Source organism: Pseudomonas sp. NPDC087029 (assembly GCF_044745345.1).
GTDB lineage: Bacteria > Pseudomonadota > Gammaproteobacteria > Pseudomonadales > Pseudomonadaceae > Aquipseudomonas > Aquipseudomonas faucium.
Genome location: NZ_JBIVAB010000023.1, coordinates 38,898 through 61,396, shown reverse-complemented (window position 1 = coordinate 61,396; position 22,499 = coordinate 38,898). Strand labels below are relative to the sequence as shown.

26 protein-coding genes are annotated in these 22,499 nt (G+C 57.8%); all 26 read left to right on the top strand.

Annotated features, from left to right (window positions below; all coding sequences use genetic code 11):
• The first annotated feature begins 191 nt into the window (after nucleotides 1-191).
• The 26 genes from rplJ (at nucleotide 192) to rplR (ending at nucleotide 22,499) form a co-directional block, all read left to right on the top strand.
• A complete protein-coding gene (gene rplJ, locus ACIPG5_RS24500) occupies nucleotides 192-692 on the top strand; it encodes a 50S ribosomal protein L10 (protein ID WP_176518111.1) in 501 nt (166 codons plus the stop codon).
• A gap of 78 nt (nucleotides 693-770) precedes the next feature.
• Nucleotides 771-1,136, top strand: a complete 366-nt coding sequence (rplL, locus tag ACIPG5_RS24495) for a 50S ribosomal protein L7/L12 (RefSeq protein WP_007957596.1) — start codon at nucleotides 771-773, stop codon at nucleotides 1,134-1,136.
• Between the two features lie 219 nt (nucleotides 1,137-1,355).
• Complete coding sequence (gene rpoB / locus ACIPG5_RS24490; RefSeq protein WP_401378619.1) at nucleotides 1,356-5,429, top strand: DNA-directed RNA polymerase subunit beta; 4,074 nt, start codon at nucleotides 1,356-1,358, stop codon at nucleotides 5,427-5,429.
• Nucleotides 5,430-5,493: 64 nt separating this feature from the next.
• Nucleotides 5,494-9,693: a DNA-directed RNA polymerase subunit beta' gene (gene rpoC, locus ACIPG5_RS24485; RefSeq protein WP_176518108.1), complete on the top strand. Its 4,200-nt coding sequence runs from the start codon at nucleotides 5,494-5,496 to the stop codon at nucleotides 9,691-9,693.
• A 211-nt stretch (nucleotides 9,694-9,904) separates the two neighbouring features.
• Nucleotides 9,905-10,276: a 30S ribosomal protein S12 gene (gene rpsL, locus ACIPG5_RS24480; RefSeq protein ID WP_003255492.1), complete on the top strand. Its 372-nt coding sequence runs from the start codon at nucleotides 9,905-9,907 to the stop codon at nucleotides 10,274-10,276.
• 106 nt (nucleotides 10,277-10,382) lie between these two features.
• On the top strand, nucleotides 10,383-10,853 hold the full coding sequence (gene rpsG, locus ACIPG5_RS24475) for a 30S ribosomal protein S7 (RefSeq protein WP_008089143.1): 471 nt from the start codon (nucleotides 10,383-10,385) through the stop codon (nucleotides 10,851-10,853).
• Nucleotides 10,854-10,883: 30 nt separating this feature from the next.
• Complete coding sequence (gene fusA / locus ACIPG5_RS24470) at nucleotides 10,884-13,031, top strand: elongation factor G (protein ID WP_176518107.1); 2,148 nt, start codon at nucleotides 10,884-10,886, stop codon at nucleotides 13,029-13,031.
• 27 nt (nucleotides 13,032-13,058) lie between these two features.
• Nucleotides 13,059-14,252 carry an elongation factor Tu gene (tuf, locus tag ACIPG5_RS24465; protein WP_401378617.1) on the top strand — a complete coding sequence of 398 codons (1,194 nt, stop codon included), beginning with the start codon at nucleotides 13,059-13,061 and terminating at the stop codon, nucleotides 14,250-14,252.
• A 141-nt stretch (nucleotides 14,253-14,393) separates the two neighbouring features.
• Nucleotides 14,394-14,705, top strand: coding sequence for a 30S ribosomal protein S10 (gene rpsJ / locus ACIPG5_RS24460; RefSeq protein ID WP_003186070.1), 312 nt, complete (start codon nucleotides 14,394-14,396; stop codon nucleotides 14,703-14,705).
• Between the two features lie 80 nt (nucleotides 14,706-14,785).
• The gene (rplC, locus tag ACIPG5_RS24455; RefSeq protein WP_003257089.1) at nucleotides 14,786-15,421 is read left to right on the top strand and encodes a 50S ribosomal protein L3; all 636 of its coding nucleotides are present in this window, start codon (nucleotides 14,786-14,788) and stop codon (nucleotides 15,419-15,421) included.
• 12 nt (nucleotides 15,422-15,433) lie between these two features.
• Nucleotides 15,434-16,036, top strand: coding sequence for a 50S ribosomal protein L4 (gene rplD, locus ACIPG5_RS24450; protein ID WP_003255485.1), 603 nt, complete (start codon nucleotides 15,434-15,436; stop codon nucleotides 16,034-16,036).
• Nucleotides 16,033-16,332, top strand: a complete 300-nt coding sequence (rplW, locus tag ACIPG5_RS24445; protein ID WP_003255484.1) for a 50S ribosomal protein L23 — start codon at nucleotides 16,033-16,035, stop codon at nucleotides 16,330-16,332. The genes rplD and rplW overlap by 4 nt, the downstream gene beginning before the upstream one ends.
• 14 nt (nucleotides 16,333-16,346) lie before the next feature.
• A complete protein-coding gene (gene rplB / locus ACIPG5_RS24440; protein WP_016393391.1) occupies nucleotides 16,347-17,171 on the top strand; it encodes a 50S ribosomal protein L2 in 825 nt (274 codons plus the stop codon).
• Nucleotides 17,172-17,187: 16 nt separating this feature from the next.
• Nucleotides 17,188-17,463: a 30S ribosomal protein S19 gene (gene rpsS, locus ACIPG5_RS24435; protein ID WP_003255482.1), complete on the top strand. Its 276-nt coding sequence runs from the start codon at nucleotides 17,188-17,190 to the stop codon at nucleotides 17,461-17,463.
• Nucleotides 17,464-17,474: 11 nt separating this feature from the next.
• Nucleotides 17,475-17,807 carry a 50S ribosomal protein L22 gene (gene rplV / locus ACIPG5_RS24430; RefSeq protein WP_003103908.1) on the top strand — a complete coding sequence of 111 codons (333 nt, stop codon included), beginning with the start codon at nucleotides 17,475-17,477 and terminating at the stop codon, nucleotides 17,805-17,807.
• Nucleotides 17,808-17,820: 13 nt separating this feature from the next.
• The gene (rpsC, locus tag ACIPG5_RS24425) at nucleotides 17,821-18,507 is read left to right on the top strand and encodes a 30S ribosomal protein S3 (protein ID WP_003255481.1); all 687 of its coding nucleotides are present in this window, start codon (nucleotides 17,821-17,823) and stop codon (nucleotides 18,505-18,507) included.
• Nucleotides 18,508-18,519: 12 nt separating this feature from the next.
• Nucleotides 18,520-18,933, top strand: a complete 414-nt coding sequence (gene rplP / locus ACIPG5_RS24420) for a 50S ribosomal protein L16 (RefSeq protein ID WP_003255479.1) — start codon at nucleotides 18,520-18,522, stop codon at nucleotides 18,931-18,933.
• Nucleotides 18,933-19,124, top strand: a complete 192-nt coding sequence (gene rpmC / locus ACIPG5_RS24415) for a 50S ribosomal protein L29 (RefSeq protein WP_002555481.1) — start codon at nucleotides 18,933-18,935, stop codon at nucleotides 19,122-19,124. The genes rplP and rpmC overlap by 1 nt, the downstream gene beginning before the upstream one ends.
• Nucleotides 19,125-19,126: 2 nt before the next feature.
• Nucleotides 19,127-19,393, top strand: coding sequence for a 30S ribosomal protein S17 (gene rpsQ / locus ACIPG5_RS24410; protein WP_008089812.1), 267 nt, complete (start codon nucleotides 19,127-19,129; stop codon nucleotides 19,391-19,393).
• Nucleotides 19,394-19,416: 23 nt separating this feature from the next.
• Nucleotides 19,417-19,785 carry a 50S ribosomal protein L14 gene (rplN, locus tag ACIPG5_RS24405; protein WP_008089810.1) on the top strand — a complete coding sequence of 123 codons (369 nt, stop codon included), beginning with the start codon at nucleotides 19,417-19,419 and terminating at the stop codon, nucleotides 19,783-19,785.
• 11 nt (nucleotides 19,786-19,796) lie between these two features.
• Nucleotides 19,797-20,111: a 50S ribosomal protein L24 gene (gene rplX, locus ACIPG5_RS24400; protein ID WP_003255476.1), complete on the top strand. Its 315-nt coding sequence runs from the start codon at nucleotides 19,797-19,799 to the stop codon at nucleotides 20,109-20,111.
• A 20-nt stretch (nucleotides 20,112-20,131) separates the two neighbouring features.
• Nucleotides 20,132-20,671 (top strand): 50S ribosomal protein L5, encoded by a 540-nt coding sequence (gene rplE, locus ACIPG5_RS24395; protein ID WP_012316517.1) that lies wholly within the window; start codon nucleotides 20,132-20,134, stop codon nucleotides 20,669-20,671.
• 13 nt (nucleotides 20,672-20,684) lie between these two features.
• Nucleotides 20,685-20,990: a 30S ribosomal protein S14 gene (gene rpsN / locus ACIPG5_RS24390; protein ID WP_012316516.1), complete on the top strand. Its 306-nt coding sequence runs from the start codon at nucleotides 20,685-20,687 to the stop codon at nucleotides 20,988-20,990.
• 209 nt (nucleotides 20,991-21,199) lie between these two features.
• Nucleotides 21,200-21,592, top strand: coding sequence for a 30S ribosomal protein S8 (rpsH, locus tag ACIPG5_RS24385; RefSeq protein WP_008089805.1), 393 nt, complete (start codon nucleotides 21,200-21,202; stop codon nucleotides 21,590-21,592).
• Nucleotides 21,593-21,604: 12 nt separating this feature from the next.
• Nucleotides 21,605-22,138 (top strand): 50S ribosomal protein L6, encoded by a 534-nt coding sequence (gene rplF / locus ACIPG5_RS24380; RefSeq protein WP_009681972.1) that lies wholly within the window; start codon nucleotides 21,605-21,607, stop codon nucleotides 22,136-22,138.
• A gap of 10 nt (nucleotides 22,139-22,148) precedes the next feature.
• Nucleotides 22,149-22,499, top strand: a complete 351-nt coding sequence (gene rplR, locus ACIPG5_RS24375; protein WP_008089801.1) for a 50S ribosomal protein L18 — start codon at nucleotides 22,149-22,151, stop codon at nucleotides 22,497-22,499.

The following is a 22,499-nucleotide window of genomic DNA, read 5'->3' as shown; positions in this document are numbered from 1 at the left end:
GGTGGCGCGATTCGTCGCGCCGCCAGCAAAAATTGGGGTCCCTGCCTGGCGGGGGCTATCCAAGACCGTAGGCGGCGCAAGCCTTAAACTACAAGCCTACGCAGATGGTGCTCCCGATTCGTTACCGAATCAGACACCAAAACGACATCCGGCTTCGGCCAGATGAAACGGTAAAAACCAGGAGTAAACCCGTGGCAATTAAACTCGAAGACAAGAAGGCCATCGTCGCTGAAGTCAACGAGGCTGCCAAAGTCGCTCTGTCCGCTGTCGTGGCTGATGCCCGTGGTGTGACTGTAAGCGCAATGACCGGACTCCGTAAAGAGGCCCGCGAAGCTGGCGTATACGTACGTGTCGTACGTAACACCCTGCTCAAGCGTGCAGTTGAAGGCACCGAGTTTTCGGTCCTCAGCGACGCGTTCAAAGGCCCGACCCTGATTGCTTTCTCCAACGAACACCCGGGCGCTGCTGCTCGTCTGTTCAAAGAGTTCGCCAAGGGTCAGGACAAGTTCGAGATCAAGGCAGCTGCGTTTGACGGCAATTTCATTGCCGCCAACCAGATCGATGTACTGGCTACCTTGCCGACCCGTGACGAAGCTATCGCACGTCTGATGAGCGTTATTCAAGGCGCTACCAGCAAGCTGGCTCGTACTCTGGCGGCCGTTCGCGACCAGAAAGAAGCTGCTGCTGCCTAAGGCCGCGTAACCTCTTTCAAAATCATATGTTTAATTTGATGGCTGCGTAGGCTGTCACCCCAATACAGGATTTAAGTCATGTCCCTGACTAACGAGCAAATCATCGAAGCAATCGGCCAGAAAACCGTTCTGGAAGTTGTTGAGCTGATCAAAGCAATGGAAGAAACCTTCGGCGTTACCGCTGCTGTTGCCGCTGCTGGCCCAGCTGCTGCTGCTGCCGTTGTTGAAGAGCAGACCGAGTTCAACGTTGTTCTGGTTGAAGCCGGCGAGAAGAAAGTGAACGTGATTAAAGCCGTTCGCGAGCTGACCGGTCTGGGCCTGAAAGAAGCCAAAGAGAAAGTCGACGGCGCTCCTCAGGTCGTAGCTGAAGGCGTTTCGAAAGAAGCCGCTGAAGACGCTAAGAAGAAGCTGGAAGAAGCAGGCGCTAAAGTCGAGCTGAAGTAATCTCGACCTTGCGACTCCAGCCGGAGCGTTGAGCGAAGGCTGATGGCTGGTGGCTTATGCCACCGGCCTTTTTCCGTTATTGGCGGTCGGCCAGGCCGGCCCCGATAACAAGCTGCAAGACACCCATGTGGGTGGCGCAAACCAAGGGGTTTGCACGATTTTCTGGCTGCTCCCGCCGGGAGAAGCCAAACAAGCAGGTGACCAAGCTGGGGAACGCTGATGGCTTACTCATACACTGAGAAAAAACGTATCCGCAAGGACTTTAGCAAGTTGCCGGACGTCATGGATGTGCCTTACCTCCTGGCCATCCAGCTGGATTCGTATCGCGAATTCCTGCAAGCGGGAGCATCCAAGGATCAGTTCCGCGACGTCGGCCTGCACGCGGCCTTCAAGTCGGTATTCCCGATCATCAGCTACTCCGGCAATGCTGCCCTGGAGTACGTAGGCTATCGCCTGGGCGAACCAGCCTTCGATGTGAAGGAATGTGTCCTGCGTGGCGTGACCTTCGCGGTCCCACTGCGGGTCAAGGTGCGCCTGATCATCTTCGACAAGGAATCGTCGAACAAAGCGATCAAGGACATCAAAGAGCAAGAAGTCTACATGGGTGAAATCCCCCTGATGACTGAGAACGGTACCTTCGTAATCAACGGTACCGAGCGTGTAATCGTTTCCCAGCTGCACCGTTCGCCTGGTGTGTTCTTCGACCACGACCGTGGCAAGACCCACAGCTCGGGCAAACTGCTGTACTCCGCTCGCATCATCCCGTACCGCGGTTCCTGGTTGGACTTCGAGTTCGACCCGAAGGACTGCGTGTTCGTGCGTATCGACCGTCGCCGCAAGCTGCCGGCCTCGGTACTGCTGCGCGCGCTGGGCTACAGCACCGAAGAAGTACTCAACACCTTCTACACCACCAACGTGTTCCACATTTCCGGCGAGAAACTCAGCCTGGAACTGGTACCTCAGCGTCTGCGTGGTGAAGTTGCGGTCATGGACATCCATGATGGCAGCGGCAAGGTCATCGTCGAGCAGGGCCGCCGTATTACCGCGCGCCACGTCAACCAGCTCGAGAAGGCCGGTGTCAACCAGCTGGACGTTCCAATGGAATACGTCCTGGGTCGCACCACTGCCAAGGCCATCGTGCATCCGGCTACCGGCGAAATCCTCGCCGAGTGCAACACCGAGCTGACCACCGAGCTGCTGATCAAGATCGCCAAGGCTCAGGTTGTCCGCATCGAGACCCTGTACACCAACGACATCGACTGCGGTCCGTTCATCTCGGATACCCTGAAGATCGACACCACCAGCAACCAACTGGAAGCGCTGGTCGAGATCTACCGCATGATGCGTCCAGGCGAGCCGCCAACCAAGGACGCCGCCGAGACCCTGTTCAACAACCTGTTCTTCAGCGCCGAGCGTTACGACCTGTCCGCCGTTGGCCGCATGAAGTTCAACCGTCGTATCGGTCGTACCGAGATCGAAGGTTCGGGCGTGCTGAGCAAGGAAGATATCGTCGAGGTCCTCAAGACCCTGGTCGACATCCGTAACGGCAAAGGCATCGTCGACGACATCGACCACCTGGGTAACCGTCGCGTGCGTTGCGTCGGCGAGATGGCCGAGAACCAGTTCCGCGTTGGCCTGGTGCGTGTCGAGCGTGCGGTCAAAGAGCGTCTGTCGATGGCAGAAAGCGAAGGCCTGATGCCGCAGGACCTGATCAACGCCAAGCCGGTTGCGGCGGCGGTGAAAGAGTTCTTCGGTTCCAGCCAGCTCTCGCAGTTCATGGACCAGAACAACCCGCTCTCCGAGATCACCCACAAGCGCCGCGTCTCTGCACTCGGCCCTGGTGGTCTGACCCGTGAGCGTGCAGGCTTCGAGGTTCGTGACGTACACCCGACCCACTACGGCCGTGTGTGCCCGATCGAGACCCCTGAAGGTCCGAACATCGGTCTGATCAACTCCCTGGCAGCCTATGCCCGCACCAACCAGTACGGCTTCCTGGAAAGCCCGTACCGCGTGGTGAAGGAAGGCGTGGTCAGCGACGACATCGTGTTCCTGTCGGCGATCGAAGAAGCCGATCACGTCATCGCCCAGGCTTCGGCCGCGATGAACGAGAAGAAGCAGCTGATCGACGAGCTGGTAGCGGTCCGTCACCTGAACGAGTTCACCGTCAAGGCGCCGGAAGACGTCACCCTGATGGACGTTTCGCCGAAGCAGGTTGTTTCCGTCGCTGCCTCGCTGATTCCGTTCCTCGAGCACGACGATGCCAACCGTGCACTCATGGGTTCGAACATGCAGCGTCAGGCTGTACCCACCCTGCGCGCTGACAAGCCGCTGGTCGGTACCGGCATGGAGCGCAACGTTGCCCGTGACTCCGGTGTCTGCGTGGTTGCTCGCCGCGGCGGTGTGATCGACTCGGTCGATGCCAGCCGTATCGTGGTTCGCGTCAATGACGACGAAGTCGAGACTGGCGAAGCCGGTGTAGACATCTACAACCTGACCAAGTACACCCGTTCCAACCAGAACACCTGCATCAACCAGCGTCCGCTGGTGAGCAAGGGTGACAAGGTTCAGCGCAGCGACATCATGGCCGACGGCCCGTCCACCGACATGGGTGAACTGGCACTGGGTCAGAACATGCGCATCGCGTTCATGGCATGGAACGGCTTCAACTTCGAAGACTCCATCTGCCTGTCCGAGCGTGTGGTTCAGGAAGACCGCTTCACCACCATCCACATCCAGGTACTGAACTGTGTGGCGCGTGACACCAAGCTTGGCCCAGAGGAAATCACTGCGGACATCCCGAACGTGGGTGAAGCCGCACTGAACAAGCTGGACGAAGCCGGTATCGTCTACGTAGGTGCTGAAGTTGGCGCTGGCGACATCCTGGTCGGCAAGGTCACGCCAAAAGGCGAAACCCAGCTGACTCCGGAAGAAAAACTGCTGCGCGCGATCTTCGGCGAGAAGGCCAGCGACGTTAAGGACACCTCCCTGCGCGTGCCAACCGGCACCAAGGGTACCGTCATCGACGTACAGGTCTTCACCCGTGATGGCGTCGAGCGTGACAGCCGCGCCCTGGCCATCGAGAAGATGCAGCTGGACGAGATCCGCAAGGACCTCAACGAAGAGTTCCGCATCGTCGAAGGCGCAACCTTCGAGCGTCTGCGTAGCGCCCTGAACGGCCAGGTGGTCGACGGTGGCGCGGGCCTGAAGAAAGGCACCGTGATCACTGACGAAGTGCTGGACGGTCTGGAGCACGGCCAGTGGTTCAAACTGCGCATGGCCGAAGATGCACTGAACGAGCAGCTGGAAAAGGCTCAGCAGTACATCGTCGATCGTCGCCGTCTGCTGGACGACAAGTTCGAAGACAAGAAGCGCAAGCTGCAGCAAGGCGATGACCTGGCTCCAGGCGTACTGAAGATCGTCAAGGTCTACCTGGCAATCCGCCGTCGCATCCAGCCGGGTGACAAGATGGCCGGTCGTCACGGTAACAAGGGTGTCGTCTCGGTGATCATGCCGGTCGAAGACATGCCGCACGACGCCAACGGTACTCCGGTCGACGTCGTACTGAACCCGCTGGGCGTACCTTCGCGTATGAACGTCGGGCAGATTCTCGAAACCCACCTGGGCCTCGCGGCCAAGGGCCTGGGCGAGAAAATCGACCGCATGATCGAAGAGCAGCGCAAGGCCGCTGAACTGCGTGGCTTCCTCACCGAGATCTACAACGAAATCGGTGGTCGTCAGGAGAACCTGGAAGAGTTCACCGACGAAGAGATCCTCGCCCTGGCGAACAACCTGAAGAAAGGCGTGCCAATGGCAACTCCGGTCTTCGACGGTGCCAAGGAGCGCGAGATCAAGGCCATGCTGAAACTGGCAGACCTGCCAGAAAGCGGCCAGATGGTGCTGTTCGATGGCCGTACCGGCAACAAGTTCGAGCGTCCTGTGACCGTTGGTTACATGTACATGCTCAAGCTGAACCACTTGGTGGACGACAAGATGCACGCGCGTTCCACTGGTTCCTACAGCCTGGTTACCCAGCAGCCGCTGGGTGGTAAGGCGCAGTTCGGTGGTCAGCGTTTCGGGGAGATGGAAGTGTGGGCGCTGGAAGCATATGGCGCGGCATACACCCTGCAAGAAATGCTCACAGTGAAGTCGGACGACGTGAACGGCCGTACCAAGATGTACAAGAACATCGTGGATGGCGATCACCGTATGGAGCCGGGCATGCCCGAGTCCTTCAACGTGTTGATCAAAGAGATCCGTTCGCTCGGTATCGATATCGATCTGGAAACCGAATAACACGTGACGCGAAGGGGAGTGGGGCAGGTAATGCCCGCTCCCTGCTCCGCCAGGAGGAAAGGCCTTGAAAGACCTACTGAATTTGCTGAAAAACCAGGGTCAAGTCGAAGAGTTCGACGCCATCCGCATCGGTCTGGCGTCGCCTGAAATGATCCGTTCGTGGTCGTTCGGTGAAGTTAAGAAGCCGGAAACCATCAACTACCGTACGTTCAAACCTGAGCGTGACGGCCTGTTCTGCGCCAAGATCTTTGGCCCAGTCAAGGACTACGAGTGCCTGTGCGGCAAGTACAAGCGCCTCAAGCACCGCGGCGTGATCTGCGAGAAGTGCGGCGTTGAAGTTGCCCTGGCCAAGGTTCGTCGTGAGCGCATGGCGCACATCGAACTGGCCTCGCCGGTTGCCCACATCTGGTTCCTGAAGTCGCTGCCGTCCCGTATCGGCCTGCTGATGGACATGACCCTGCGTGATATCGAGCGCGTGCTCTACTTCGAGAGCTACGTCGTTATCGACCCGGGCATGACCACCCTGGAAAAGGGCCAGCTGCTGAACGACGAGCAGTACTTCGAAGCGCTGGAAGAGTTCGGTGACGACTTCGACGCCCGCATGGGTGCCGAGGCTGTCCGCGAGCTGCTGCACGCTATCGACCTGGAGCACGAGATCGGCCGCCTGCGCGAAGAGATTCCGCAGACCAACTCGGAAACCAAGATCAAGAAGCTTTCCAAGCGCCTGAAGCTGATGGAAGCTTTCCAGGGCTCGGGCAACCTGCCTGAGTGGATGGTCCTGACCGTCCTGCCAGTACTGCCGCCGGACCTGCGTCCGCTGGTACCGCTGGATGGCGGCCGCTTCGCGACCTCCGACCTGAACGACCTGTATCGTCGGGTGATCAACCGTAACAACCGTCTGAAGCGCCTGCTCGATCTGTCGGCGCCGGACATCATCGTGCGCAACGAAAAGCGCATGCTGCAGGAAGCGGTCGACGCCCTGCTGGACAACGGCCGTCGCGGTCGCGCCATCACTGGCTCGAACAAGCGTCCGCTGAAGTCCCTGGCCGACATGATCAAAGGTAAGCAAGGTCGCTTCCGTCAGAACTTGCTCGGCAAGCGCGTGGACTACTCCGGCCGTTCGGTAATTACCGTAGGCCCGACCCTGCGTCTGCACCAGTGCGGTCTGCCGAAGAAGATGGCCCTCGAGCTGTTCAAGCCGTTCATTTTCGGCAAGCTGGAAATGCGTGGTCTGGCGACCACCATCAAGGCTGCCAAGAAGATGGTCGAGCGCGAGCTGCCAGAGGTGTGGGACGTTCTCGCCGAAGTGATTCGCGAACACCCCGTACTGCTCAACCGTGCGCCGACCCTGCACCGTCTGGGTATCCAGGCGTTCGAGCCGGTGCTGATCGAAGGCAAGGCCATCCAGCTGCACCCGCTGGTCTGTGCCGCGTACAACGCCGACTTCGACGGTGACCAGATGGCCGTTCACGTGCCGCTGACCCTGGAAGCTCAGCTCGAAGCGCGCGCGCTGATGATGTCGACCAACAACATTCTGTCGCCAGCCAACGGTGAGCCAATCATCGTTCCGTCGCAGGACGTTGTACTGGGTCTGTACTACATGACCCGTGAAGCCATCAACGCCAAGGGCGAAGGTCGCGTATTCGCCGACCTGCAGGAAGTCGACCGCGTATTCCGCGCCGGCGAAGCCGCCCTGCACGCGAAAATCAAGGTCCGTATCAACGAGACCGTGAACGACCGTGATGGCAGCGTCACCAAGAACACCCGTATCGTCGACACCACCGTCGGCCGTGCGCTGCTGTTCCAGGTTGTACCGGCAGGCCTGCCGTACGACGTGGTCAACCAGCCGATGAAGAAAAAGGCGATCTCCAAGCTGATCAACCAGTGCTACCGCGTGGTTGGTCTGAAAGAGACCGTCATCTTCGCCGACCAGTTGATGTACACCGGTTTCGCCTACTCCACCATCTCTGGCGTGTCCATTGGTGTGAACGACTTTGTCATCCCGGATGAGAAAGCGCGCATCATCAACAGCGCCACCGATGAAGTGAAGGAAATCGAGAGCCAGTACGCCTCCGGCCTGGTAACCCAGGGCGAGAAGTACAACAAGGTCATCGACTTGTGGTCCAAGGCGAACGACGAAGTGTCCAAGGCGATGATGGCCAACCTCTCGAAAGAGAAGGTCATCGACCGCGAGGGCAAGGAAGTCGAGCAAGAGTCCTTCAACTCGATGTACATGATGGCTGACTCGGGTGCGCGGGGTTCCGCAGCCCAGATCCGTCAGCTGGCCGGTATGCGTGGCCTGATGGCCAAGCCGGACGGCTCGATCATCGAGACGCCGATCACCGCGAACTTCCGTGAAGGTCTGAGCGTACTCCAGTACTTCATCTCGACCCACGGTGCTCGTAAAGGTCTGGCGGATACCGCACTGAAGACTGCGAACTCCGGTTACCTGACCCGTCGTCTGGTAGACGTTGCCCAGGATCTGGTCGTGACCGAGATCGACTGCGGCACCGACCAGGGCCTGGTCATGACCCCGCACATCGAAGGCGGCGACGTTGTAGAGCCGCTGGGTGAGCGTGTACTGGGTCGTGTCATCGCCCGTGACGTGTTCAAGCCAGGCACCGAGGACGTCATCGTTCCGGCCGGTACCCTGGTCGACGAGCAATGGGTCGAGTTCATCGAGCTGAACAGCATCGACGAAGTAGTCGTGCGTTCGCCGATCAACTGCGAAACCCGCTACGGTATCTGCGCCAAGTGCTACGGTCGTGACCTGGCGCGTGGTCACCAGGTGAACATCGGTGAAGCTGTTGGCGTTATCGCTGCACAGTCGATCGGTGAGCCGGGTACCCAGCTGACCATGCGTACGTTCCACATCGGTGGTGCTGCAAGCCGTACTTCGGCTGCCGACAGCGTCCAGGTGAAGAACGGCGGTATGGTACGTCTGCACAACCTGAAGCAGGTCGAGCGTGCCGATGGCAACCTGGTTGCTGTTTCGCGTTCCGGCGAGCTGGCCATTGCCGACGAGTTCGGCCGTGAGCGTGAGCGCTACAAGCTGCCTTACGGTGCGGTGATTTCGGTCAAGGAAGGTGACAAGGTCGAAGCTGGCGCAATCGTCGCCAAGTGGGACCCGCACACCCACCCGATCGTTACCGAGCTCAAAGGTACCGTGACCTTCGTGGGCATGGAAGAAAACATCACCATCAAGCGCCAGACCGACGAACTGACCGGTCTGACCAACATCGAGGTTCTGGACGTCAAGGATCGCCCTGCCGCAGGCAAGGAAATCCGTCCGGCAATCAAGATGGTCGACGCCAATGGCAAGGACCTGTACCTGCCAGGTACCGACGTACCTGCCCAGTACTTCCTGCCGGCGAACGCCTTGGTGGGTGTGGCTGACGGTGCACAGATCGGCGTTGGTGACGTTATCGCGCGTATCCCGCAAGAAACGTCGAAGACCCGTGACATCACCGGTGGTCTGCCACGCGTTGCCGACCTGTTCGAAGCGCGCCGTCCGAAAGAAGCCTCGATTCTGGCTGAAGTCAGCGGCACCATCGCGTTCGGTAAAGAGACCAAGGGCAAGCGTCGTCTGGTCATTACCCCGACCGACGGTAGCGATCCGTACGAAGAGCTGATTCCGAAGTGGCGCCACCTGAACGTCTTCGAAGGCGAACAGGTAAACCGCGGCGAAGTTATCTCCGACGGCCCGAGCGATCCGCACGACATCCTGCGTCTGCTGGGTGTGAGCGCGCTGGCGAAGTACATCGTCAACGAGATCCAGGACGTTTACCGTCTGCAAGGCGTTAAGATCAACGACAAGCACATCGAGACCATCCTGCGTCAGATGCTGCGCAAGGTCGAGATCTCCGAGTCGGGCGATTCCAGCTTCATCAAGGGCGACCAGATGGAACTGACCCACGTACTGGTAGAGAACGAGCGTCTCGCCGGCGAGGACAAGTTCATCTCCAAGTTCACCCGAGTGCTGCTGGGTATCACCAAGGCCTCGCTGTCGACCGAGTCGTTCATCTCCGCGGCTTCCTTCCAGGAAACCACCCGCGTACTGACCGAAGCGGCGGTAACCGGCAAGCGCGACTACCTGCGCGGCCTGAAGGAGAACGTGGTCGTGGGTCGTCTGATCCCGGCGGGTACCGGTCTGGCCTACCACAGCGAGCGCAAGCGTCGCCGTGATGCCGACAAGCCGCTGCGTGTGAGCGCCAGTGAGGTGGAAGCCGCACTGACCGAAGCGCTGAACTCCAGCGGTAACTAAGTACAGGGCAGGGCCCCGGCACGCCACGTGCGGTCATCGGTGACATCCAATGTTACCGATGATCGGACGGGGAGGGCCGGGGCCTTGTCTTGACTGGGTGCAAGATCCTCTTTAGACTTTTGTACCCTTAAATTTGGTGAGGCTCCGTCTCGCCAATTTTTGGCTTTCTTGCAAGACAATAGAGTCGCAAGACAATCAGTGGAGCTAGTAGATGGCAACTATCAACCAGCTGGTACGTCAGCCGCGTAAGCGTTCGGTCGAAAAGTCCGACGTTCCTGCGCTGCAGAACTGCCCGCAACGTCGTGGCGTGTGCACCCGCGTGTACACCACCACGCCGAAAAAACCTAACTCGGCACTGCGTAAAGTATGCCGTGTGCGTCTGACCAACGGTTTCGAGGTTTCCTCGTACATCGGCGGTGAAGGCCACAACCTGCAAGAGCACAGCGTCGTCCTGATCCGTGGCGGCCGTGTAAAAGACTTGCCAGGTGTTCGTTACCACACCGTTCGCGGCTCTCTGGATACTTCGGGCGTCAAAGGCCGTAACCAGGGTCGTTCGAAGTACGGTACCAAGCGTCCGAAGTAATCGGCCGTTTGCAGACATCCATTTTTTTGAGTCGATAAGAGTAAGGTCGGGCAGGGGTCGAAGACCCACGTCCCGGGCTAACCTGAAGACCGTTTGAGGGCTTATCATGCCAAGACGTCGTGTAGCAGCAAAACGTGAGATTCTGGACGATCCTAAATACGGATCCCAAATCCTCGCCAAGTTCATGAACCACGTGATGGAAAGCGGCAAAAAGGCCGTGGCCGAGCGCATCGTTTACGGTGCACTGGACAAGGTCAAAGAGCGCAAGAACAGCGACCCCCTGGAAATCTTCGAGAAAGCTCTCGACGCCATCGCTCCGCTGGTCGAAGTAAAGTCCCGCCGTGTAGGCGGTGCCACTTACCAGGTCCCGGTTGAAGTTCGTCCATCCCGTCGTAACGCTCTGGCAATGCGCTGGCTCGTAGACTACGCCCGCAAGCGCGGCGAGAAGTCGATGGCCCTGCGCCTGGCTGGCGAGCTGCTGGATGCTGCCGAAGGCAAAGGTGCTGCAGTCAAGAAGCGTGAAGACGTTCACCGTATGGCTGAAGCCAACAAAGCGTTCTCGCACTACCGCTTCTAATTCAAGCATCAATCATTTTGCGAGGGCTTTATGGCTCGTACTACAGCAATTAACCGCTACCGTAACATTGGTATCTGTGCCCACGTTGACGCGGGCAAGACCACCACTACCGAGCGGATCCTGTTCTACACAGGTCTGAGCCACAAGATGGGCGAGGTGCATGACGGCGCCGCGACCACCGACTGGATGGTGCAGGAGCAGGAGCGCGGTATCACCATTACCTCCGCTGCCGTTACCACCTTCTGGAAAGGTTCCCGTGGTCAGTACGACAACTACCGCGTAAACGTCATCGATACCCCCGGCCACGTTGACTTCACCATTGAAGTAGAGCGTTCGCTGCGTGTACTCGACGGCGCGGTCGTTGTGTTCTGCGGTACCTCCGGCGTTGAGCCGCAGTCCGAAACCGTATGGCGTCAGGCCAACAAGTACGGCGTTCCACGTGTTGTCTACGTGAACAAGATGGACCGTGCCGGTGCAAACTTCCTGCGCGTCGTAGGTCAGATCAAGAACCGTCTGGGTCACACCCCGGTTCCTGTTCAGCTGGCCATCGGTTCGGAAGATAACTTCCAGGGTCAGGTCGACCTGATCAAGATGAAGGCTATCTACTGGAACGACGACGACAAAGGCACCACCTACCGCGAGGAAGAAATTCCTGCGGACATGCTCGAGCTGGCCGAAGAATGGCACGCGAACATGGTGGAAGCTGCTGCCGAAGCCAACGAAGAGCTGATGAACAAGTACCTTGAAGAAGGTGAGCTGACCGTCGAAGAGATCAAGGCAGGCCTGCGCGCGCGCACCCTGGCCAGCGAGATCGTTCCGGCTGTCTGCGGTTCGTCGTTCAAGAACAAGGGCGTTCCCCTGGTTCTCGACGCCGTCATCGACTTCCTGCCTGCTCCGACCGAGATCCCGGCGATCAAGGGTATCCACCCTGACCTGATCGACGTGCCGAAGGACGAAGTCAAGCCAGAACAGTACGACGAGCGTCCTGCTGACGACAACGAGCCGTTCTCGGCTCTGGCGTTCAAGATTGCCACCGACCCGTTCGTTGGTACTCTGACCTTCGTCCGCGTCTACTCGGGCTTCCTGAGTTCCGGTGACTCCGTCATCAACTCGGTCAAGGGCAAGAAAGAGCGCGTTGGTCGTATGGTGCAGATGCACGCCAACCAGCGTGAAGAAATCAAGGAAGTACGTGCAGGCGACATCGCTGCTCTGATCGGCATGAAGGACGTCACCACCGGTGACACCCTGTGCAACGCCGACAAGCCGATCATCCTCGAGCGTATGGACTTCCCGGAGCCTGTGATTTCGCTCTCCGTAGAGCCGAAAACCAAGGCTGACCAGGAGAAGATGGGTATCGCACTGGGCAAGCTGGCCCAGGAAGACCCGTCGTTCCGCGTCAAGACCGACGAAGAAACCGGCCAGACCATCATCTCCGGTATGGGCGAGCTGCACCTGGACATCCTCGTTGACCGCATGAAGCGCGAGTTCAACGTCGAAGCCAACGTCGGCAAGCCGCAGGTTTCGTACCGCGAGAAGATCACCAAGTCCAACGTCGAGATCGAAGGCAAGTTCGTTCGTCAGTCGGGCGGTCGTGGTCAGTTCGGTCACTGCTGGATCCGTTTCTCGGAGCCGGAAGTCGACGAGAAGGGCAACATCACCGAAGGTCTGGTGTTCACCAACGAAGTCGTTGGTGGCGTGATTCCTAAGGAATTCATCGCCCCGATCCAGAAGGGTATCGAAGAGCAGATGAAGAACGGCGTTGTCGCCGGCTATCCGCTGATCGGCCTGAAGGCTACCGTATTCGACGGTTCGTACCACGACGTCGACTCGAACGAAATGGCGTTCAAAATCGCTGCTTCGATGGCAACCAAGCAACTGGCCCAGAAGGGTGGTGGCGTGGTCCTCGAACCGATCATGAAGGTCGAAGTTGTAACCCCGGAAGAATACCTGGGTGACGTGATGGGTGACCTGAGCCGTCGTCGTGGGATGATCCAGGGTAATGAAGACTCGGTGTCCGGCAAGGTAATCACTGCTGAGGTGCCGCTCGGAGAGATGTTCGGTTACGCAACCGACGTTCGTTCCATGTCTCAGGGTCGCGCAAGCTACTCCATGGAATTCTCCAAATACGCCGAAGCTCCGTCGAACATCGTCGAAGCACTCGTTAAAAAACAAGGCTAATCCCCTTTAGGCAAGAGGTTCACTGTCGTGGCTAAAGAAAAATTTGATCGTTCCCTTCCCCACGTTAACGTCGGCACTATCGGCCACGTTGACCACGGTAAGACCACTCTGACCGCAGCTCTGACTCGCGTCTGCTCCGAAGTTTTCGGTTCGGCAGTCGTTGAGTTCGACAAGATCGACTCGGCTCCGGAAGAAAAAGCGCGCGGTATCACCATCAACACCGCTCACGTCGAGTACAACTCGAACATTCGTCACTACGCTCACGTTGACTGCCCAGGTCACGCTGACTACGTGAAGAACATGATCACCGGTGCTGCCCAGATGGACGGCGCGATCCTTGTTTGCTCGGCCGCCGATGGTCCGATGGCACAAAGCCGTGAGCACATCCTGCTGTCCCGTCAGGTTGGCGTTCCGTACATCGTGGTCTTCCTGAACAAGGCTGACCTGGTAGATGACGCTGAGCTGCTGGAACTGGTCGAGATGGAAGTTCGCGACCTGCTGTCCACCTACGACTTCCCAGGCGACGACACTCCGATCATCATCGGTTCCGCTCGTATGGCCCTGGAAGGCAAAGACGACAACGAAATGGGCACCACCGCTGTCAAGCGTCTGGTTGAAACTCTGGACAGCTACATCCCAGAGCCAGAGCGTGCTATCGACAAGCCGTTCCTGATGCCGATCGAAGACGTATTCTCGATCTCGGGTCGTGGTACCGTTGTTACCGGCCGTATCGAGCGTGGTATCGTCCGCGTTCAAGACCCGCTGGAAATCGTTGGTCTGCGTGACACCACCACCACCACCTGCACCGGCGTTGAGATGTTCCGCAAGCTGCTGGACGAAGGTCGTGCTGGCGAGAACTGCGGCGTGCTGCTGCGCGGCACCAAGCGTGACGACGTTGAGCGTGGCCAGGTTCTGGTCAAGCCAGGTTCGGTCAAGCCGCACACCAAGTTCACCGCAGAAGTCTACGTCCTGTCGAAGGAAGAAGGCGGCCGTCACACTCCGTTCTTCAAAGGCTACCGTCCTCAGTTCTACTTCCGTACCACTGACGTGACCGGTAACTGCGAACTGCCGGAAGGCGTTGAAATGGTAATGCCAGGTGACAACATTCAGATGACTGTCACCCTGATCAAGACCATCGCAATGGAAGACGGTCTGCGCTTCGCTATCCGTGAAGGCGGTCGTACCGTCGGCGCCGGCGTCGTAGCCAAAATCATCGAGTAATCACTCGACCGATTGAAAAAACCCCCGCTCAGCGGGGGTTTTTTTTATTGGGTTGACACTAAATTGGGGCGTCTATAGAATCACGCCTCCTTTTAGCGGGCGTAGTGCGTCCGTTGGGAACAGCCTGGAGTCTGAAATCCAATGCAAAATCAGCAAATCCGTATCAGGTTGAAGGCTTTCGACCATCGCCTGATCGACCAATCCACCCAGGAAATCGTGGAAACCGCGAAACGTACTGGTGCACAAGTGCGTGGTCCTATTCCACTGCCTACCCGCAAAGAGCGTTTCACCGTTCTGGTCTCCCCGCACGTCAACAAAGACGCGCGTGACCAGTACGAGATTCGCACTCATAAGCGTGTTCTGGACATCGTCCAGCCAACGGATAAAACCGTTGACGCGCTGATGAAGCTTGATCTGGCGGCAGGTGTGGAAGTACAGATCAGCCTCGGCTAAGACTTCGGTCTAGTCGTGTAACGCTCTGAAATGGGCGGCCATAGCGGGTGAAAGCCCCGTACACTCATGAGGTTTACAACATGACTATTGGTGTAATCGGTCGCAAATGCGGTATGACCCGCATTTTCACCGAAGAAGGTGTCTCCATTCCGGTCACGGTCATTGAGATCGAGCCGAATCGCGTCACCCAGTTCAAAACTGAAGAAACCGATGGCTACCGTGCAGTGCAAGTCACTGTCGGCGAGCGTCGTGCTTCGCGTGTGACTGCCGCTCAGGCAGGCCACTTCGCCAAGGCCAACGTTGCCGCTGGTCGCGGTGTCTGGGAGTTCCGTCTTGAAGAAGGCGATTTCCAGGCTGGCGATCTGATCAAAGCTGAACTCTTCACTGCAGGCCAGCTGGTAGACGTAACCGGTCAGTCCAAAGGTAAAGGCTTTGCCGGTACCATCAAGCGCTGGAACTTCCGTGGCCAGGACAACACCCACGGTAACTCCGTGTCGCACCGTGTCCCAGGTTCCATCGGCCAGTGCCAGACTCCTGGTCGTGTGTTCAAGGGCAAGAAAATGTCCGGTCACATGGGCGCCGAGCGCGTGACTGTTCAGTCCCTGGAAGTAGTTCGCGTAGACGCTGAACGCAACCTGCTGCTGGTCAAGGGTGCCGTTCCTGGCGCTACTGGCGGCGACGTGGTTGTACGTCCAGCTGTCAAGGCTCGCGGTTAAGGGGAAACTGACATGCAACTTAATGTAAATGACGCTCAGGCGATCGAAGTTTCCGAACTGACCTTCGGTGGCGAATTCAACGAGACGCTGGTACACCAAGCAGTCGTGGCCTACATGGCCGGCGGTCGTCAGGGCACCAAGCAGCAGAAGACCCGTTCCGACGTGGCTGGTGGCGGTAAGCGCCCATGGCGTCAGAAGGGTACTGGCCGTGCTCGTGCTGGTACCACTCGTGGTCCGATCTGGCGTGGCGGTGGTGTAACCTTCGCAGCTCGCCCTCAAGATCACTCGCAGAAGCTCAACAAGAAGATGTACCGCGCAGCCCTGCGCTCCATCCTCGCTGAGCTGGTGCGTAGCGACCGTCTGGTCGTGGTTCAGGACTTCGCTGTTGAAGCGCCGAAAACCAAAGATCTGCTGAACAAGCTGAACGGCATGGGTCTGAGCGATGTTCTCATCGTTTCCGACGCTGTTGATCAGAACCTGTACCTGGCTGCTCGTAACCTGCCGCACGTCGACGTACGTGACGTACAAGGTTCCGACCCGGTCAGTCTGATCGCATACGAGAAAGTGTTGATCACTGTCTCGGCCGTGAAGAAATTCGAGGAGCTGCTGGGATGAACCAGGAACGCGTATTCAAAGTCCTCCTTGGCCCGCACGTTTCCGAGAAGGCTACCGTTCTGGCTGAGAAAAAAGGCCAGTTCGTATTCAAGGTTGCTACTGACGCAACCAAGCTGGAAATCAAGAAAGCTGTCGAAGGCCTGTTCAACGTAAAAGTTGAAAACGTGTCGACTGTTAACGTTCTGGGTAAAACCAAGCGTACCGCACGTGGTCTGGGCAAGCGTAATGACTGGAAGAAGGCGATCGTCTCCCTTCAGCCAGGCCAAGATCTCGATTTCAGCAGCAGTGCTGAGTAAGGAAGGGGTGCATCATGGCAATCGTTAAATGCAAACCGACTTCCCCTGGCCGCCGTTTCGTGGTCAAGGTGGTCAACAAGGAGCTGCACAAAGGCGCTCCTCACGCACCGCTGCTCGAGAAGAAATCGAAGTCTGGTGGTCGTAACAACAATGGCCGCATTACCACTCGTCACGTTGGTGGTGGTCATAAGCAGCATTACCGTCTGGTCGACTTCCGTCGCAACGACAAAGATGGCATCCCAGCCACTGTCGAGCGTATCGAATACGATCCAAACCGTACTGCTCACATCGCCCTGCTGTGCTACGCAGACGGTGAGCGTCGCTACATCATCGCCCCTAAAGGCGTGAGCGCTGGCGACCAGCTGATCGCAGGTGCCCTGGCCCCAATCAAGGCCGGTAACTCCCTGCAACTGCGCAACATCCCAGTAGGTAGCACCATTCACGGCATCGAACTGAAGCCGGGTAAAGGTGCTCAGATCGCTCGTTCCGCTGGCGCTTCGGCTCAGCTGATCGCTCGTGACGGCGTATACGTGACCCTGCGTCTGCGCTCCGGTGAGATGCGTAAAGTACTGGCTGAGTGCCGTGCGACCCTGGGCGAAGTCTCGAACTCCGAGCACAGCCTGCGTTCGCTGGGCAAAGCGGGTGCCAAACGCTGGCGCGGCGTTCGCCCAACCGTTCGTGGTGTTGCCATGAACCCGGTTGACCACCCACATGGTGGTGGTGAAGGTCGTACCTCCGGTGGTCGTCATCCGGTATCGCCATGGGGCTTCCCAACCAAGGGTGCTAAAACCCGCGGTAATAAGCGTACCGACAACATGATCGTCCGTCGTCGCAAGTAACTAGAGGGATACGACAGTGCCACGTTCTCTGAAAAAAGGTCCTTTTATCGATCTTCACCTGTTGAAGAAGGTCGAAGTGGCGGTGGAGAAGAACGATCGCAAGCCAGTTAAAACCTGGTCGCGTCGTTCGATGATCCTGCCACAAATGGTCGGTCTGACCATCGCGGTTCACAACGGTCGCCAGCATGTCCCAGTTCTCGTGAACGAAGACATGGTCGGCCACAAACTGGGCGAGTTCGCCGGTACCCGCACCTATCGCGGGCACGTGGCTGACAAGAAAGCCAAGCGTTAAGGGGTAAGGAAATGGAAGTAGCCGCTAAGTTGTCGGGCGCTCGCATCTCCGCCCAGAAAGCCCGCTTGGTCGCCGACCAGATCCGCGGGAAGAAGGTGGGCGAAGCGCTCAACCTGTTGGCCTTCAGCAGCAAAAAAGCCGCTGAAATCATGAAGAAAGTCCTCGAGTCGGCCGTTGCCAACGCCGAACACAACGAAGGCGCAGACGTTGATGACCTGAAGGTCTCCACCGTCTTCGTCAACGAAGGGCGTTCGCTGAAGCGCATCATGCCACGTGCCAAAGGCCGTGCTGATCGCATCGTCAAGCGGTCTTGCCATATCACTGTCAAGGTTGCGGACAAGTAACGGAGTCGATCAGATGGGTCAGAAAGTACATCCCACTGGCATTCGCCTGGGAATCGTCAAGGAGCACACCTCCGTCTGGTACGCAGACGGTGCTACTTACGCAGATTACCTGTTGAAGGATCTGAAAACGCGTGAGTACCTCCAAGACAAACTAAAAAGCGCGTCCGTAAGCCGTATCGATATTCATCGTCCGGCTCAAACTGCACGCATCACCATCCACACCGCTCGTCCCGGTATCGTTATCGGCAAGAAAGGTGAAGATGTTGAGAAGCTGCGTCAGGACCTGACCAAGCAGATGGGTGTGCCTGTGCACATCAACATCGAAGAGATCCGCAAGCCGGAACTCGACGCTATGCTGGTTGCGCAGAGCGTAGCTCAGCAGCTGGAACGCCGCGTAATGTTCCGTCGCGCCATGAAGCGCGCCGTACAGAACGCCATGCGTATTGGTGCCAAGGGCATCAAGATCCAGGTGAGCGGTCGTCTCGGCGGTGCTGAGATTGCTCGTACCGAGTGGTATCGCGAAGGTCGTGTGCCTCTGCACACCCTGCGTGCCGATATCGACTACAACACCTACGAAGCTCACACCACTTACGGTGTGATCGGTGTGAAGGTTTGGATCTTCAAAGGCGAAGTTATTGGTGGTCGCCAAGAAGAACTGAAACCACAAGCACCAGCGCCTCGTAAAAAAGCTGCTAAGTAAGGGGTACGCCAAATGTTGCAACCAAAGCGTACAAAATTCCGCAAGCAGATGACTGGCCACAACCGTGGTCTGGCACTGCGCGGTAGCAAAGTCAGCTTCGGCGAATTCGCCCTGAAAGCTGTTGCTCGCGGTCGCCTCACCGCTCGCCAGATCGAGTCCGCACGTCGTGCGCTGACCCGTCACGTAAAACGTGGCGGCAAGATCTGGATCCGTGTGTTCCCGGACAAGCCGATCTCCAAGAAGCCTCTCGAGGTTCGTATGGGTAAAGGTAAGGGTTCCGTGGAATACTGGGTTGCCCAGATCCAGCCAGGCAAAGTCCTGTACGAGATCGAGGGTGTTTCTGAAGAGCTGGCGCGCGAAGCTTTCGCCCTGGCTGCTGCAAAGCTGCCTCTCGCCACCTCCTTTGTTAAGCGGACGGTGATGTGATGAAAGCGAATGAACTTCGTGAAAAATCTGCACAGCAACTGAATGAGCAACTGCTCGGCTTGCTGCGCGACCAGTTCAATCTGCGTATGCAGAAAGCAACTGGCCAGTTGGGTCAGTCGCACCTGCTCTCGCAAGTTAAGCGTGACATCGCTCGCGTGAAAACTGTGCTCAACCAGCAGGCAGGTAAGTGATCATGGCTGAAGCTGAAAAAACCGTCCGTACGCTGACTGGCCGTGTCGTCAGCGACAAAATGGACAAGACCATCACCGTTCTGATCGAGCGTCGCGTAAAGCACCCGATCTACGGTAAATACGTTAAGCGTTCGACTAAGCTGCACGCGCACGACGAATCCAACCAGTGCAAGATCGGCGACAAGGTTTCCATCCGTGAAACCCGTCCGCTGGCCAAGACCAAGTCCTGGGCACTGGTTGAAGTCCTCGAACGCGCTGTTGAAGTCTAAGGGCTAGGGGTCGGAGAAATTTTATGATTCAGACTCAATCCATGCTCGATGTGGCCGATAACAGCGGCGCTCGTCGCGTCATGTGCATCAAGGTGCTCGGCGGTTCCCACCGCCGTTACGCCGGCATCGGTGACATCATCAAGGTAACCGTCAAGGAAGCAATTCCGCGCGGTAAGGTCAAAAAAGGCCAAGTGATGACCGCTGTTGTCGTCCGTACCCGTCACGGTGTACGTCGCGCTGACGGTTCCATCATTCGTTTCGACGGCAACGCTGCTGTTCTGCTGAACACCAAGCAAGAGCCGATCGGCACTCGCATCTTCGGGCCAGTGACCCGTGAACTTCGTACTGAGAAGTTCATGAAGATCGTCTCGCTCGCCCCTGAAGTGCTGTAAGGAGATCCGACATGCAAAAGATTCGTCGTGACGACGAGATCATCGTGATCGCCGGCAAAGACAAAGGTAAGCGCGGTAAGGTGCTGAAGGTTCTCGCTGATGACCGTCTGGTCATCGGTGGTGTGAACCTGGTCAAGCGTCATACCAAGCCTAACCCGATGGCGGGCGTTCAGGGCGGTATCGTCGAAAAAGAAGCGCCTCTGCACGCTTCCAACGTTGCCATCTTCAACGGCGAAACCAACAAGGCTGACCGCGTTGGTTTCAAAGTAGAAGACGGTAAGAAAATTCGTGTCTTCAAGTCGACCCAAAAAGCGGTTGATGCTTGAACACTGCTAGGTAGAAGACCATGGCACGACTGAAAGAGATTTACCGGAACGAAATCGCTCCTAAGCTTAAGGAAGAACTTAAGCTGTCGAACGTGATGGAAGTTCCGCGCGTTACCAAGATCACCCTGAACATGGGTCTGGGCGAAGCGATCGGCGACAAGAAAGTCATCGAGCACGCTGTTGCCGACCTGGAAAAGATCACCGGTCAAAAGCCGGTTGTGACTTTCGCTCGTAAATCCATCGCGGGCTTCAAAGTCCGTGAAGGATGGCCGATCGGTGTCAAGGTGACCCTGCGTCGCGAAAAAATGTACGAATTCCTGGACCGCCTGCTGGCGATCTCCCTGCCTCGGGTTCGCGACTTCCGCGGCCTGAATGCCAAGTCCTTCGATGGTCGTGGCAACTACAGCATGGGCGTGAAAGAGCAGATCATCTTCCCGGAAATCGATTACGACAAGATCGATGCTCTGCGCGGTTTGGACATCACCCTGACCACCACTGCTCGTTCGGACGACGAAGGCCGCGCTCTGCTGCGTGCTTTCAAGTTCCCGTTCCGCAACTGATTGGAGTAGGAAAATGGCCAAGAAGAGCATGAAAAACCGCGAGCTGAAGCGTCAGCTCACGGTAGCCAAGTTCGCCAAAAAGCGTGCTGAGCTGAAAGCGACCATCGTCAACCTGAACGCCTCTCCAGAAGAGCGTTTCGCTGCCGTTGTCGCTCTGCAGAAGCAGCCACGTGATGCCAGCGCTGCGCGCCTGCGCAACCGTTGCCGCCTGACCGGTCGTCCTCACGGTGTATACCGTAAGTTCGGCCTGGGCCGTAACATGCTGCGTCAAGCTGCAATGCGTGGCGACGTACCAGGTCTGGTCAAGGCCTCCTGGTAATCGCTGCAGGTGTGATCCCGACGGACGGGGAGCAATCTTCCGACCGTCGGTGACCTCGCCAACAAACAAGCCCCTATATGGGGCTTGTTTCGTTTCTGCCTTGTGTCTAGAATGACCGGCTCACCCGAGCCTGGGTTTTTTACCCTGCCCGTTCGGGTGGTTGTGATAGCCGCAAGGCTAATAATTCTTGTATCAGGAGCATCTAGCCCATGAGTATGCAGGACCCGTTAGCGGACATGCTAACTCGCATCCGTAATGCCCAGATGGCTGAAAAGTCCGTCGTAAGCATGCCTTCCTCCACCCTGAAGGTCGCGGTTGCCAAAGTTCTGAAAGACGAAGGTTACATCGCTGGCTACCAGGTTACTGGTGAGGCCAAGCCGTCCCTGTCGATCGAACTCAAGTACTTCGAAGGCCGTCCGGTCATCGAGGAACTGAAGCGTTCCAGCCGTCCTGGCCTGCGCCAGTACAAGTCCGTCACAGACCTGCCGAAAGTTCGTGGCGGCCTGGGCGTGTCTATCGTCTCCACCAACAAAGGTGTGATGACTGACCGCGCTGCGCGCGCTGCCGGTGTCGGCGGCGAAGTTCTGTGCACAGTGTTCTAAGGGGAGATAGGCATGTCTCGCGTCGCTAAGAACCCCGTTAAGCTGCCAGCAGGCGTCGAAGTCAAATTCGCCGGCCAGCAGCTTTCGGTGAAGGGTGCCAAAGGCACTCTCGAACTGAACGTTCACTCGTCTGTTGAAGTTACCGAAGAGTCCGGCGAACTGCGTTTCGTCGCTCGCAACGGTGACCAGCAAGCTCGCGCCATGGCCGGTACTACCCGTGCTCTGGTCAACAACATGGTCCAAGGCGTAAGCCAAGGCTTCGAGCGCAAGCTCCAGCTGGTCGGTGTTGGTTACAAGGCACAGGCAAAAGGCACCGTCCTGAACCTGGCTCTGGGCTTCTCGCATCCAGTGGACTACGAACTGCCAGCCGGTATCACCGCTGAAACTCCTAGCCAGACCGACATCCTGATCAAGGGTATCGACAAGCAGCTGGTAGGTCAGGTGGCCGCTGAAATCCGCGACTTCCGTCCGCCAGAGCCGTACAAAGGCAAAGGTGTGCGTTACGCGGACGAAGTAGTCCGTCGTAAAGAAGCCAAGAAGAAGTAGGGCCTAGCAAATGACCGACAAAAAAGTTACTCGACTGCGTCGCGCTCGCAAAGCACGTCTCAAGATGCACGAACTCGAAGTCGTGCGCCTGTGCGTGTTCCGCTCCTCGCAGCACATCTATGCCCAGGTCATTTCGGCCGACGGCAGCAAGGTTCTGGCAAGCGCCTCGACCTTGGACAAAGACCTGCGTGATGGCGCCACTGGCAACATCGACGCGGCCACTAAGGTTGGCAAGCTGGTAGCTGAGCGCGCGAAAGCCGCCGGTGTATCTCAAGTTGCCTTTGACCGTTCCGGCTTCAAGTACCATGGCCGCGTCAAAGCGCTGGCTGATGCTGCTCGTGAAGGCGGGCTGGAGTTCTAA